This window comes from Borrelia anserina Es, from assembly GCF_001936255.1.
Taxonomy (GTDB): domain Bacteria; phylum Spirochaetota; class Spirochaetia; order Borreliales; family Borreliaceae; genus Borrelia; species Borrelia anserina.
This window is the reverse complement of the sequence record NZ_CP013704.1, coordinates 663164-679040: the sequence shown is the minus strand read 5'-3', so window position 1 is coordinate 679040 and position 15877 is coordinate 663164. Positions and strand designations below refer to the sequence as shown.

The following is a 15877-nucleotide window of genomic DNA, read 5'->3' as shown; positions in this document are numbered from 1 at the left end:
ATTCATAATTATACACTTGCTTCAAGAATCTAAATTATTATCAATCACCAAGAATTTCTTCTATTTCATTTTTAAGTACACTGACATCAGGACCATAAATCACTTGAACACCACCACTCTTCACAAGAATCCCTTTAGCCCCAGTACCCTCCAAAGTCTCTTTTGCAACTTTCAAAGAATCCTTTACAGTAACTCTAAGCCTTGTAGCACAACAATCAAGTTCGATAATATTATCAAGTCCTCCAAGACCCATAACCACTTGAGAAGCAATGTTACCTCCCTTTTCACTTGCATCAGAAAGAGATGTACTATTAGAATCTTCAATATCTTCCCTACCAGGAGTTTTATAATCAAATTTAGATATTAAAAAAGTGAAACTAAAGTAATATAGGAAAAACCAAAAAACGCCTACCATTGGAACTAAAACCCAATTTGTTCTTGAATTCCCCTGCAAAATACCAAAAAGAACAAAGTCAATAAAGCCTCCAGAGAAAGTTTGTCCTATTGTGATTTGCAAAATATGAGAAATCATAAATGCAAAACCATCAAACACTGCATGAACCACATAAAGAACTGGTGCTACAAAGAGAAAAGAAAATTCAAGTGGTTCCGTAATTCCCGTTAAAAAGGAGGTTAAAGCTGATGAAAATAAAAGACCAAAAACCTTTGTTCTTTGACTAGACTTTGCAACACGATAAAGCGCAAGAGCAGCTCCAGGTAGTCCAAACATCATAGTAATAAATCTTCCGCTCATAAAACGGCTAGTTCCAACAAAAAATCTATCAGTACTTTGAGATGCAAGTTCAGCAAAAAAGATATTCTGAGTTCCTTCAATTAACTTACCATCAATAATTTCAGAACCACCAAGACCAGTTGTCCAAAAGGGCAAATAAAATATATGATGAAGCCCAAAAGGACCAAGCATTCGTAAAAAAATACCGTATATAAGAGTACCAACATAGCCTGTTGCATCCACTAACACACCTACTCTACTAATTCCAGACTGCATGAAAGGCCAAAACATAAATATAAACATAGCAAGAAGAATACTTGAAAAAGAAACTACTATTGGTATAAACCTAGACCCTGAAAAAAATCCAAGAACTCTTGGAAATTCAACTTTATTAAACTTATTGTGAAGATAATAAGTCAAAATACCAACAATAATCCCACCAAAAACACCTGTCTCTAAAGTTCTAATCCCAAGGATCGACCCAACAGCTCCACTTGAAAGATCCTCAGCTTTCCCAAACATATCAATTAAAATACCAACAGTAGAATTTAAAACAAGATATCCAATAAAAGCAGCAAGTCCTGCTGTTCCCTTGTCTGATTTTGCAAGCCCAACAGCAACCCCAATTGCAAATATTGGAGGCAAATTAACAAAAATAACAGCACCTGCAGTACTCATTATATTAAACACTGCCTGAAGGAAAAATAAATCCAAAAACGAATATGCACTGATAGTTGCCGGATTAGAGAAAGCACCTCCAACACCCAAAAATAATCCTGCTGCAGGAAGAATAGCAATAGGCAACATAAAAGAACGCCCAAATTTTTGGGCACTCTCAAAAAATCTCCCCATAAAACCCTCCTATATGTTTAAAAAAGAAATACATTAAAGTATTATAAACACTCTCCAATCTACTTAACCTCATTCATTTTATCAACAAAACTTTTTGTAATTTCCATAGGCCGAGTAATAGCCCCACCTACAACAACTAAAGAAACTCCTAACTCAAAGCTTCTCTTAGCTTTAAGAGGAGTATCAATTTTCCCCTCAACTATCAACTTCGATTTAAAATTACATTTGATTAAATTTTTCAAAAAGGCAAAATCATTATCTGCGATATTACACCCTTCAGTACCCTTAGTATATCCATGTAAAGTAGTACCAATAAAATCAAATCCAAGCTTATCTGCATTAACAGCTTCTTCTAAAGAAGCAATATCTGCCATCAAAAGCTGATTGGGATACTTCTCCTTAATTTTATTAAAAAACTCAGACAACAAAACACCATCGGGACGTTCTCTAAGAGTAGCATCAATAGCAATCACATCAACTCCTTCACTACAAAGTTCATCTACTTCTTTAATAGTAGGGGTAATAAAAACAGGAGAATCATTATAAACTCTCTTAATAATACCTATTATGGGCAAATCAACTTCTGATTTTATTTGATGAATATCTACAATACTATTGGCCCTAATTCCAACCGCCCCGCCCATCTTTGCCGCTAAGGCCATCTTAGACATAATAAAACTACTATGTAATGGCTCCCCTTCAAGTGCTTGGCAAGAAACAATTAAACCTCTTTTAATTTTTCCTCCAATAATATCAAACCTCCTATGACTTAATCATTCAAAAAAGATTAGGCCTATAAAATATAATATTTTCAAAAAAGATACAATTAGTTATATAACTTAAACACATAAAACACAAATTTCATATACTATTAAATTAAGTTATAATTTAAAAATGTCAAGCAAAATTAACTGGTTCCCTGGCCACATGAAAAGAGCCTCGGACTTAATCAAAGAAAATCTTAAAAGAACAAATATTGTATTAGAAATACTTGATGCTAGAGCTCCACTTAGCAGTAAAAATCCATTAATTGAAAAAATAATTAAAAACTCAAATAAAGATAAAATAATACTTTTAAACAAATCAGATCTTGTAAAAGAAGAAGAAATTTTAAAATGGAAAGAATATTTTGAAACACTTGGAAATAATGTATTAATAACAAACATATATAAAAAAGGAATGAGAAAACAAATAATAGATAACATAAAGAAAACAGTTAACGTAAAAAAAATTAGAAATTACAGAGAAAAAATAAAAGCCTTATTAATTGGGGTGCCAAATGTCGGAAAATCATCAATAATTAACTTATTGGTAGGAAGAAAAAGCACAAGTGTTGCAAACAAACCAGGATACACAAAAAATATACAAATAGTGAAAGTAAATGAAAAAATTAATATCTTCGACACACCAGGAATATTATGGCATAATTTAGAAGACCAAGAGATTGCAAAAAAACTTGCAATACTAGATATGATAAAAAATGAAACAATAGACAACACAGAACTTGCACTATATCTACTCAGAGAAATGCACATAAATAACAAAACTAAACTACTAAACAAATACAATATAACGTCAATAGACTCACTTGAAATTTTAGAAAAATTTGCAAGAACAAGAGGATTCATAAATAAAAAAAATGAAATAGATCTTGAACAAGCATCAAAAATACTAATAAAAGAATATAGAGAAGGAAAATTTGGGAAAATTATACTTGACGTAAAACATCATAATAAAAATAAATAAAAGCCATTTACATAAGCATTAATATAAAGTATAATCTATTTGCATATGACTTAATAGGCATATGTAAAAAGGAGGGCCCTATTAGTTGAATAATAACATCCTAGAGACTAAAGAATTAAGTCATTATTACATTAATAGTGATAATAAAACTCTAGACACAATTAATTTAAAAATTAAAAAGAATGAATTTATTACTCTCCTTGGTCCATCAGGATGTGGCAAAACAACATTAATAAGAATAATAGGAGGTTTTTTAAATCAAACTGAAGGAGAAATCTATTTCTTATCAAAAGAGATTTCAAAAATTACGCCTAACAAAAGAGAGATTAACACCGTATTTCAAAACTATGCACTCTTTCCACACATGAATGTTTTTGAAAATATCGCATTTGGACTTAAGATGAAAAAGATAAATAAAAATTTAATAAAAGAAAAAGTAAAAGATGTACTCTCACTAATTGATATGCAAAAATACGCCTATAGAAATATAAATGAACTATCAGGCGGACAAAAACAAAGAGTTGCAATCGCAAGAGCAATAATTATGGAACCTAAACTCTTACTACTAGATGAACCACTCTCGGCCCTTGATTTAAAGATGAGACAAGAAATGCAAAGAGAGCTTAAAAAAATACAAAGAAAGATTGGAATAACATTTATATATGTCACACACGATCAAGAAGAAGCACTAACAATGAGCGATAGAATAGCAGTAATGAATGAAGGAGTAATCCTTCAAATTGGAACACCTGAGGAAATTTATAATGAACCCAAAACAAAATTTGTGGCAAGTTTTATTGGAGAAAGCAACATTTTTGAAGGAACGTATGAAAAAGAATTCGTCGTCAAAATGTTTGGTAAAGATTTCAAATGCCTTGACAAAGGATTTAAAAATAAAGAGCCTGTTGATCTTGTAATACGACCAGAAGATGTAAAAATACTGCCAAAAGGACAAGGAGATTTAAGTGGAATAATTACTTCAGCAGTATTCCAAGGCGTGCACTATGAAATGACACTAGAAATTCAAAAATCTAATTGGTTAGTTCAAAGTACAAAACTGACAAAAGTTGGTGAAGAAGTTGATATATCATTAGGACCTGATGACATTCATGTAATGTGTAAGGAACAATAAACATGAATAGAGCAGTTTTAGTGCTATATACTTTATTTCTATTATTCCTCATTATTTTACCACTAGTAATAATAATAGCTTTAGGATTCTTAAATGAGCGTAATGAGCTCACATTTGCAAACTTTCTAAGATTACTAGAACCAAGCTATCTAAAAATCTTTTCAAGAAGCATAAATTTTGCCCTAATCACAACTATTTTTTGTATGCTAATTGGATATCCTACAGCATGGTTTATATCTATGTCAAAAAAAAGCGTTCAAAATATGCTTACAATAATGATAATACTTCCTATGTGGATCAACACTCTACTTAGAACTTATGCTTGGATCAGAATATTAGGAAAAAATGGAATTATTAATAACTTACTTCAAGCAATGGGATTTAAAACCATAGAATTAATCTATAATGAAAAATCTGTAGTAATCGGCATGGTATATAACTTCTTACCATTTATGATCTTACCATTATACATAGGACTCTCAAAAATAAAATACGAGTATATTGAAGCTGCAAGAGACCTTGGTGCAAGAATGTGGCAAATATTATTATATATAAAGCTGCCATTAACACTATCATACCTCGCAACAGGAATAATGATGGTATTCATTCCATCAATCACAGTATTTATTATCTCAGACTTGCTAGGAGGCTCTAAACAAATTTTAATCGGAAATTTAATCGAAAAACAATTCTTATTCGTAGAGGATTGGCACACTGGAGCTGCTATTTCATTTATTGTCATGATAGTAATATTAACATTTAACTTAACAATACTTAAGTTAATGCATAAGGCAACGTAGGATAGAAGGATACTCATATGCTAAAAATACTAAAAAATACTTTCTTATTTTTAACATTTGGGTTTATTTATGCTCCCATACTAATTTTAGTAGTTTATTCTTTTAATAAAGGAGATAATGGATTTTTCTTTCAAGGATTTAGCCTAAAATGGTACAAAGAAGTCTTTCTATCACAGCAAATAAAAACAGCCATGTATAATACCTTATTAGTAGCAACAACATCATCCTTAATCTCTACTGCAATTGGCATCCTAGGGGCCTACAGTATTTACAAAACAAAAAACAACAAAATAAAAACCATCCTGTTATCAATAAATAAAATACCAATAATTAATCCTGACATTGTAACAGGAATTAGCTTAATGACATTTTATTCTCTAATAAAAATACAGCTAGGTTTCTCTACAATGCTAGTATCACACATAATCTTCTCAACACCTTACATAATAATAATAATTTTGCCCAAGCTATATTCTCTTCCAGAAAACATTATTGAAGCAGCTAGAGACCTTGGTGCATCAGATAGTCAAATTTTTAAAAACATAATATACCCAGAAATAATTGGAAGCGTAATAACAGGGAGTCTTATTGCATTTACATTATCAGTTGATGATTTTTTAATATCATTTTTCACAACGGGTCAAGGATTTAATAATTTATCAATACTCATAAATTCTTTAACTAAGAAAGGGATAAAACCCACAATAAACGCAATCTCTTCTATACTATTTTTTGTAATACTAAGCCTCTTATTTATTATTAATAAATGTATAGGTATTAAAAAATTAACAATAGATACAGAAATTTAATAAAAAGGAGTTAAATGTTGAAAAAAATTTTAGTATCCATAATAATTTTAATAGTTATATCTTGTTCTTCAAAAAAGACACAAAGTACTCTTAATATTCTCAATTGGGCAGAATATATTGATGAGAAACTACTAGCCCAATTTGAAAGAGAAAATAATGTGAAAATAAATTATGAATGTTTCAATAATAATGAAGAAATGATGGCCAAATTCAATAATACAAAAGGCTATTATGATATCATAGTTCCATCAGAATATCTAGTTGGAGAATTAGCAAGTACAAAAAAAATTGAAATGCTAGATCATTCTAAATTACCGAATGTAAAAAGTAATCTGTTAGACGAACTTCAAACACTAGAATACGACCCTGATAATACTTATTCCATACCTCTATTTTGGGGAGTTATGGGAATACTTTACAATAAAACCAAAGTTGACATAAAAGACATGAATGAATTTGATATATTATTTAACGAAAAATACAAAAAAGAAATTGCAATGCTAGACTCTCCAAAAGAAAATATCGGAGTCGCACTTAAAAAACTTGGATATTCCTTCAATGAACACAACATATCCATACTCAAAAAAGCCGAAGAATTATTAAAAAAACAAGCTCCCTTAGTAATAGGTTATTTCTCAGATATCGCCGCAAAATCGCTAGTGCTTAATGGTGAAGCATCTATCCAACTAACATGGAGCGGAGAAGCATTAGATGCAATGCTCAAAGATCCAAATTTAGATTTTTATGTACCTCAGAATACAAATATCTGGATTGATGTCATGGTCATTCCATCAGATGCACCCAATAAAGAACTTGCTTATAAATTCATAAACTTTCTTTATGAAAATGAGGCATCTTACGCAAACTTCGAAGAGACAAGATATAATTCACCAAACAAAAATGTATTCAGTCAATTAAAGGAAGAAGCAAAGAACAATCCTGAAATCAATTTATACTTAGAAGAAAAATTTGTTCCAAAAGACTTTTCAAAATACGAAGTATTTAAAACAATACCCAAAAAAGTAAAAGAAGAACAAATGAGAATATACATAGAATTATCATCCTAACAAAATTTAGGGCATCTTTAAATAAAAGGTGCCTTCATATTACTCAACTTCTAAAAGAATTTAAAAGTCGACTTTTTAATCCAAAAAAAGCTATAGACAAAATAATAATAACAGCCAAAAACACTTGATAAAATAAAAATGGCATAATGGCAATTGGAGATATAGTGCCTTTGGCAATATTTATTACACTTATCATATGCATGCCATACGGTAAAGCACCAATCAAAGCACAAGAAGAAATTGAAAGTAATGCCGCACAACGCTTAGGACATACAGAATTAGCCTCAGATATACCCTTAGTAACAGTCCCATTAACTAAAATTGCAAGACCACTATTAGAAAGAAACCCTGTCACCATCATTATTAAAAAAGTAATTGTAAACTCAGCACTCTTCCTACATTTAGCCAAATACTTTAACTTAGTTAAAACCCACTCAAAACCTCCATGCCTAATGGTCATATAAGAGACTCCCCCTGTAAAAATAACAAGAATAAGCATCTCACTTAAATCTAAAAGTCCCTCATTAAGCTTTTTACACATTAAAAGTAAAGTTAAATCGCCATTTAAAATACCAATACTACCAGCAATCAATATTCCAAAAAATAAAACTAAAAATACATCTACTCCTAAAAATGCAAAAACTATAACAAAAAGATAAGGAATTACCTTCACATAACTTATCTCACCAAGATCAACATTAACCCCTATACTATCAACATAAGAGCCTAAAACAGCAAATGCTACAATTGATAAAATGGATGCAGGGAATGTAAGAAAAGCACCATTCTTAAAAACATCTATAATTTTAACCCCTTGGGTACGACTTGCAATAATAGTTGTATCTGATATTAAAGACATGCTATCACCAAAAGCACCACCTCCAAGCACAGCCCCTGCAACCATTGGAAGTGGAATACCACTTTTATTCGCTATATCAAAGCCAATTGGAGTAATAGCTACAACAGTACCAAGAAAACTGCCAGTTGCAGTAGAAAGAAAAAGGCATATTAAAAATATGCCTGCTACCAACAAATTAGCAGGTATATACTTAAGTCCAATATTTGCTACGGTTTCAACACTACCTATTTCCTTACAAACAGCAGAAAAAGCACCTGAAATGAGAAAGATGAAAGATATAAACATAATATCATTCTGTGCACATCCTTCGATAAATTCATTCAGCTTATCTGTAAATGAACCTTTGAATAAAAGGAATGATGCAACAATAGCTAATACCATAGCAATTATTGGTGGCATCTGATAAAAAGCCATCTCTACACCCTGAATCTCTAAAGCCAATCCTGTTCCCATATAAACAACAATAAAAACAAGAAAAGGCACAAGCCCTAAAAAATTTGGCTTTACATGACTAACTTTACCCATCTTAAACCCCCTATAAATATATAATCCACACACCTATGAATCATTACTCAGATCCCTCATGCAATTTAAGCAATCTCAAATAAATTCAATCCTCAGCAATAACCCAAAAAATAACCCTATCTCAAGACCAACCATAGATAAAATAAAAAAACAGAAAAATAACTGACAAACTAAAAATATAACTACCTATGTAAAGAACAATCTCCTTACATCCCACAAGCATCATATAAATCCGTAACCTGACAAAATGCAAATATACCCAAAAAGGAACACTTTTAACAATAAGAAATGTAACCACAAATAGATACTTTCCTTTCAAGATTAATACAAATAAGCATAGCGATCGTACCATTAAGAAATATCAATATCAAAAGAGAAAAATTAAATAAACCATTCCTATTTTTTACCCCAGCAAATCTTCTTTACATATGAAATACAAACCAATCACAAGTTTTCATACCCCCCCCATAATACGTTACGATACCTTCAATAAAAGTCTTTCTATGAAAGAAAATAAGACAAATAATTCATAATATTTGTACAAACAATCTATATATACAAAATTCACATATCTTCAAACCTTTAATTAGTTCCAATACTACCTAATTCTATCTCTTATAAAGAATAGAAAAAGCCCCTATTATCAAGAAAACAACAAAGGGAAAAAACCCAACAAAATCGAGCCTAATATTAACATCCCTTAACTAAAACTAAAAAGACAAAAGTCAGTACAATAAATTGTCTTCATTAATTATATATATTCTTGATATTATACCACAAAATAAAATATTTAAGAACCTTTATATAAAAAAAATAAAAACAAACCTATACTGGATAGAAAGCTAAACATAAACGAAAAATTAAATATTAAATCTATACCAAGATTATTCTTCTTAAGATAAAAATATAATCAATCTTGCAATAAAAATCTAAAGCAAAAGTATTCTTAAACTAGACAAAAAAACAAGAAAATTATTCAAAACAACAGTAAACATAAAAAATAAATAAAGTAAACATCGATTCCATATTATTCACTTAGTAATTATAAAACTCATATATTCAATATCTACATTTTACGCCAAAAATGATCCTTTTCTAAAAGCATATTTGCCTCAACTGGTCCTTCTGAGCCATAAAAATAATCCCAATTCTTAATATCTTCCCACTTATCAAGAATATCTGACACAAATTCCCAAGAACTATCAATCTCATCATTACGAGCATACAAAGTCCTATCACCCCAAAAAGCATCAAATAGCAATCTCTCATAAGATTCACCAAAAAATTTGTTAAATGAAACATGATAAGAAAATCCCATATTAGCTTCCTGAATCTCATAATTATATCCCGGACGTTTAGCATTAAACTTAATTTCAATACCATCCCTTGGCTGAATTCTAAAAATCAAAGCATTTGAAAGATTATTCGACTTAATATTGAAAATATTGAAATCAGGTTTTTTAAACTGAATATATATTTCTGAAAATTTCCTCACAAGTGCCTTTCCTGTTCTAATATAAAAAGGAACCCCAAACCAACGCCAATTATCAATAAACAATTTCATAGCCAAATAAGTTTCAGTATTTGAAGTACTTAAAAATTTAGCTTCCTCTCTATATCCCTTCTTTAAAATTCCTTGTACTTGAGAACGCACATATTGTCCTTTAACAATATGATCTAGCACAGTTTCTCTATTGAATTTTCTCAAACTCTTTAAAACCCTAACCTTCTCATCATGAATAAAATCAGCATTAAAACCAATAGGAGGCTCCATTGCAATCAGACTTAAAAGTTGCAAAATATGATTCTGCACCATATCCCTTAAGGCGCCAACAGAATCATAATACTCAGCTCTACCATCAATCCCGACCTCCTCTGCTACGGTAATTTGAATAAAATCCACATAACGACTGTTCCAAATATGCTCAAAAATAGAATTCCCAAATCTAAATGTAAAAATATTTTGAACCGTTTCTTTGCCTAAATAATGATCTATCCTGTAGATTTGTTCCTCTTTAAACACAGAATAAAGAAGCGAGTTTAAACACCTAGCCGTATCAAGACTACTACCAAAAGGCTTCTCAAGAATGATCTTAGACAAACAAGAAGTATCATTAAATAAACATGATTTCAAATTCTCAATTATTGCCTCATAAAATTCAGGAGATGTTGAAAGATAATATATTCTCTCTCTATTAGCTAAAAGATATGACAATTTTAAATAAGCACTCCTTTCCCTAAAATCTCCTGACAAATAAACAAAAAATTTTAGAAAATCATCAATTAAAGCAGTAGACTCTTCTTGCCACAAAGAATCTTTAATATAAATCTTAAGTTCCTCATCAGTAAAGTATCTTCGTGAAAATCCAATAATCCTAAAATTACTAATATAACCATCTTTATACAAATTAAAAAGAGAAGGAATAAGTTTTCTTCTAGATAAATTACCAGTAATACCAAATATCACAATATCAAAATTAGATACATTCTTTTCACTCATAAAATATCTCCAACAGATAATTATACTATTATTGTCGCATCAAAAACCATGATATAACATCATATTTTGCAGCAATAACTACATCTACCTTAAACTTAACGACTAAGCCAGTTTAAGACAAATGCAACAAAATTCTAGGATCAAATGTTAATCAAGATAGTGTATAATGTAAAAACAATGAATAATTTACCACTATTTACAGATTTTTATGCGCTTTCAATGATGAATGCTTATTTAACAAAAGATATCAATCCAAAAGCCAAATTTGAAATGTTTTTCAGAAAAACACCATTTAAAAATGGATACATAATTCTAGCAGGAATTCATACATTAATTAATACTATAAAAGGACTATATTTCAGAAAAGAAGAGATTGAATATCTAGAAGGACTAAAGTATTTCGACAAAAAATTTTTAGAATACTTAAAAAAACTTAGATTAAACATCAAAATAAGTGCAATAGAAGAGGGAAGAATCGTTTTCCCCCATGAACCCATACTAACCATTGAAGGAAATTTAATCGAACTTTTACTAATAGAAGGCTTGGTATTAAATACAATAAATTTTGAAAGTCTAATCGCAACTAAAACAGCAAGAATAAAAGAAGCTGGAGCTAAAAACCTAGCTGAATTTGGTCTTAGAAGAGCTCAAGGAATTAATGGAGCACTCTCAGCAAGTAAAGCTGCTTACATAGGGGGTGCTGACTTTACAAGCAATGTACTTGCAGGATATAAATACAACATTCCCGTAATTGGCACAATGGCTCACAGCTGGGTAATGAGTTTCACAAGTGAAGAAGAAGCCTTTTGGGAATATGCAAAAACATATCCAAACAACGTAAGTTTACTAATTGACACTTATGATACACTCAACAGCGGACTTAAAAATGCAATAAAAGTTTTCAGAGCACTAAAGAACAAAGGAAGCCAAAATTTTTCTGTTAGAATTGACAGTGGCGATCTTGAATACTTAAGCAAAGAAGTAAGAAAAAAGCTCAACGAAAATGGATTATCCGAGGTGAAAATTATTATATCAAACGAACTTGATGAAGAGATTATCATGTATCTAAACTCAATTCATGCCCCTATTGATTGTTGGGGCGTAGGAACAAATCTAGTTACTGCAAAAGGAGATCCCAATCTTTCAGGAGTATATAAAATGATATCAATTCAACAAAACGGAAACTTTATCCCTAAAATGAAAATATCAAATAACATTGACAAAGCAACCCTCCCTTCTGAAAAAGGGGTTGTCAGAATATATTCAAACGAACAAATGATTTTTGACCTAATTTTTTTAAAAGAAGAAGAAGAAGAAATAAAAAAAATGTTAAGCTCAAAAAAGAAATTTACAATCTTCCACCCTACACAAGAAAATATACTTAAAAAAATAAAAACATACGAAAGCTTTGAATTCCTAACACATACAATTTTTGAAAACGGTAAAATTTATAACAATAATAAATTAACCCTAGAGAATATAAGAAAAAGAGTTAAAAGCGATCTTAAAAAAATTGATCCTACATACAAAAGACTCATAAATCCACATATGTACAAAGTAAGCATCACAGAAAAATTAAAAAAATTAAGAAACAAACTCACCAAAGCAAACAAAACACTATAACACTATGTATAAGATATATAAAACAAACAAAGTAAGTAGAATTTACAATAAAATCAAAGAGATAATTAAAAATGATGACATATTTAAAAAAGAAACCATCATCATTTCAAAAAGCAATATTTTAGAAGAAGAAATTAAAAAATACCTAGCAACCATGAATGAAGTTTCATATAACCTTCATATAAAAAAAAATATAATGAAAACAATATATAACCTTTCAATAGAAAATCACAATATAAAGAATTTCTTAGAAAACAACACCTTGCTTCTTTACTCAGAAACAGAAAAATTTATTCTATATCACATATTAAAAGACAATAAAATAAAAGATATCAAACAATTTAAATCAACAAAAAACAGATATATCTTTGCATCCAAAATAATAACTCTTTTTCACAAATACTACTCTAAATTTTCAAATCTAATTGATAATTGGAGACAAAATAAACTTTTATTTGAAGACAAGAATAAGATTTTCTATGAATCAATGCAAAAGGAACTATTTGAAAAACTATTTGAAAATCAAATTAACATTTTTGATTTTCACAAAACAATAGAACAAGAGATAACAAACACTAAGCAAAGCATTGAAACAAAAAGAATAATAGTTATAGGAGAAAGCAGAGAAATTGACAGAAAAATTTTACATTGCTTGCAAAAAATCTTTGACATCACAATATACGAATTAATACTCGAAGATATAACTCACATCCAATCTAAACTCATAGATGAACTAGTACCAGTAAAAATCAAAAGATTTAATTCAAGCATACAAATAAAACAAGAAATTGATATCCAATTATTTGAAGAGAAAAATTTCTTAGCAAGTTTTAAAAATAATATTATAAATGGCAATCCTTTACTAAACTTAGACAATAGTTTTAAAATAATAGAAGCAAGCACAAAAAAACGAGAAGTAGAAATTCTAGTAAACAATATTTTATACTCAACACAAAATAACAATTTAAAAATAAATGACATTATAATAACTTGCCTACCAAAAGATATAGACACATACTTGCCATACATAGAAGAATTTTTAAGCAAATACGAACTTGAATTTACTATCTTAGATCCCAAAGAAACCTCAAAAAATAAGAGCATAATAGCATTAAAACAATTAATGAAACTTTTCATTTCAAATAAGGGAACTATTAGTGATTTTAACAGAAAAGAAATAATTGACTTTTTAAGTAATACAAAAGTAATGAATAAATTCAACATCTCAATAAGTGAATTAGAATATCTGATAAAATTTAGCGACGCAGTGAATATTCACTTTGGAATAAATGACAGTCATAAAGAAAGCTCATCTTATGACACAAATTTTCTAAATTCATGGGAAGATGGTTTTAACAGATTTCTCACATCCACAATTTTTGATGAAAAATATGAATGCAACAATTGCCAAGAAAGTATAAGCTTTCAAGATCAAGATTCAATAATAAGATTAATAAGCATAATAAAAAGTCTATATGAAGACATAACATACTTTAAAGAACAAGAATATACAATATATGAATGGGCAGAAATAATAGATATATTCATAGATAAATATATTCAACTTGAAGACAACAATACAATCGATGAATACATAAAAACAAGAATACAATACCTTAAAAATTTTTCAAGAGATTTCAATGAAAATCTTCATAAAGATTACATGGCAACAGTTAAGAACAGGAAAGTTGATTTTGCACTTTTCAAAATAATGCTTGAGGAGAGCATAGAGAAAAAAGATTATCAATCAAGCAACCAAAACACAAGCATACTTATAGCCAGCTCAGATAAAATCGAATATTTACAAAAATCTGAAGTTCATTTTTTAGGAACTCACAAATTAAACTCAAACATTAATTTCAACAACATGGACTTATTAAATGAATACTATGATTATACCAATATAACTCAAGATAATATTTCAAATCTAATTAAAATAATTTTTGCAGCATCAAACAAGTTCTATTTCTATTACTCACTAAGCGAATCTCTAAACCCAGATATTAATCAACCTAAAGTAATAAACAAAATAGTAAGTTACATAAGAGAAATGGGACAAGAATTCAAAATTGAAATACACCCAAATGAAAATTACAATTTTGAATATTTCAAACACAAAAAAGCAAATTACCTAATCAACTATGACATAGAAGCTTTTAATATTGCAAAATCACTACAAAAAAGCAAACATCTAACCTTTAAACAGAAAAGACTTAAATTAAAAAAACAAATTACACTAGGAATAGAAGATATCAATAAAGCCATAACTAATCCTTACAAATACTTTTACGAAGAAATATTAAATGTATATATTAAAGACATAAGCCAAATTGGTGAAATTAAGAAAAAACAAGAAGAACAGATTATTAATACTGATAATTTCAATTATAAGCTCATGACTAATTTCATACCAATATATGAATGCCTAAAAGATAAAACGAACGAACAGCACATATTGGAAAGAATAGATGAAATAATTGAAAACCAAATTCAAAAGGGAATAATACCTACGAATATTAAAAAATCAACTATAAAAGAAGAATTCATAGCAAAATTCAAAGAAATTAAAAATAATATTGATATTAATTTTCAAGAATTTTGCATTTTACAAAAGGTCGATATTATATTAAATAAAAACATACCCGTTAATTTCAAAGGTAAAATACTAGAATTTAAGTTAAATGGAAAACTTAAAAATGTATACAAAATTGATAATCGATATTTTTACCTCAACATAGAAAAAAAAGATTACAGTCAAGATAAAATTAGCAGGAAAATAGACCTATACATAATAGGATTAATGTTAAAAGAGGAGATTGAAAACATAGATTTAATTCAAGAAATAAAAATAAATTATGAAACTTCCAAATTATCACTTGATAACCAATATACAAACGAAGCAATAAACTCTTCTGATCTTACAAATTTACTAAAACAAATATCATACATATCAAGCTATCCTACTCCCATTTATAAGGATTTGATACAGAAAAGTCTACTTAAAATAAAAGATATAAACAAATTTCCAACGGTACTAAAAAAACAAATAAAATATCCACATAAAAGCATTAGCATTAATAAAGGTATGGAATTTATCCTCAAACAAAGAGATATAACATGGTGTCCATATTACAACAGATTTAAAGATACCCATGACTTAGATATAGATCAAAATTTAGAAAAACTACTTCAAGACTTTTATACCAAATTTATTAAGCTATAAATTTAATT

At 29.0% G+C, this 15877-nt stretch carries 11 protein-coding genes; 7 read left to right on the top strand and 4 right to left on the bottom strand.

Going from position 1 to position 15877, the window contains the following annotated elements; translation table 11 throughout:
- Positions 1–40: 40 nt before the first annotated feature.
- Together N187_RS03200 and N187_RS03195 are read right to left on the bottom strand one after the other, a co-directional pair.
- A complete protein-coding gene (locus tag N187_RS03200; RefSeq protein WP_025419801.1) occupies positions 41–1585 on the bottom strand; it encodes a PTS transporter subunit EIIC in 1545 nt (514 codons plus the stop codon).
- 59 nt (positions 1586–1644) lie between these two features.
- Entirely contained in the window at positions 1645–2337 is a 693-nt protein-coding gene (locus N187_RS03195) for an N-acetylmannosamine-6-phosphate 2-epimerase (protein ID WP_025419800.1), read from the bottom strand.
- A 142-nt stretch (positions 2338–2479) separates the two neighbouring features.
- On the opposite strand from N187_RS03195, the gene ylqF reads away from it, so the two are divergent.
- The 5 genes from ylqF (at position 2480) to N187_RS03170 (ending at position 7139) form a co-directional block, all read left to right on the top strand.
- On the top strand, positions 2480–3331 hold the full coding sequence (ylqF, locus tag N187_RS03190; RefSeq protein ID WP_025419799.1) for a ribosome biogenesis GTPase YlqF: 852 nt from the start codon (positions 2480–2482) through the stop codon (positions 3329–3331).
- An 85-nt stretch (positions 3332–3416) separates the two neighbouring features.
- Complete coding sequence (locus N187_RS03185; RefSeq protein WP_025419798.1) at positions 3417–4463, top strand: ABC transporter ATP-binding protein; 1047 nt, start codon at positions 3417–3419, stop codon at positions 4461–4463.
- A gap of 2 nt (positions 4464–4465) precedes the next feature.
- The gene (locus N187_RS03180) at positions 4466–5263 is read left to right on the top strand and encodes an ABC transporter permease (RefSeq protein ID WP_025419797.1); all 798 of its coding nucleotides are present in this window, start codon (positions 4466–4468) and stop codon (positions 5261–5263) included.
- A 17-nt stretch (positions 5264–5280) separates the two neighbouring features.
- Positions 5281–6072, top strand: a complete 792-nt coding sequence (locus tag N187_RS03175) for an ABC transporter permease (RefSeq protein ID WP_025419796.1) — start codon at positions 5281–5283, stop codon at positions 6070–6072.
- Between the two features lie 17 nt (positions 6073–6089).
- Positions 6090–7139 carry an ABC transporter substrate-binding protein gene (locus N187_RS03170; protein ID WP_025419795.1) on the top strand — a complete coding sequence of 350 codons (1050 nt, stop codon included), beginning with the start codon at positions 6090–6092 and terminating at the stop codon, positions 7137–7139.
- A 43-nt stretch (positions 7140–7182) separates the two neighbouring features.
- Here N187_RS03170 and N187_RS03165 read toward each other — a convergent pair whose 3' ends face one another.
- Both N187_RS03165 and zwf read right to left on the bottom strand, forming a co-directional pair.
- The gene (locus N187_RS03165; protein WP_025419794.1) at positions 7183–8523 is read right to left on the bottom strand and encodes a Na+/H+ antiporter NhaC family protein; all 1341 of its coding nucleotides are present in this window, start codon (positions 8521–8523) and stop codon (positions 7183–7185) included.
- Between the two features lie 1066 nt (positions 8524–9589).
- Positions 9590–11023, bottom strand: a complete 1434-nt coding sequence (gene zwf, locus N187_RS03160) for a glucose-6-phosphate dehydrogenase (RefSeq protein ID WP_025419793.1) — start codon at positions 11021–11023, stop codon at positions 9590–9592.
- Between the two features lie 177 nt (positions 11024–11200).
- Between zwf and N187_RS03155 the strand changes: the two genes are divergently transcribed.
- On the top strand, positions 11201–12646 hold the full coding sequence (locus N187_RS03155) for a nicotinate phosphoribosyltransferase (RefSeq protein WP_025419792.1): 1446 nt from the start codon (positions 11201–11203) through the stop codon (positions 12644–12646).
- 4 nt (positions 12647–12650) lie between these two features.
- Positions 12651–15869, top strand: coding sequence for an exodeoxyribonuclease V subunit gamma (locus N187_RS03150; protein WP_025419791.1), 3219 nt, complete (start codon positions 12651–12653; stop codon positions 15867–15869).
- The last annotated feature ends 8 nt before the right edge of the window (positions 15870–15877 follow it).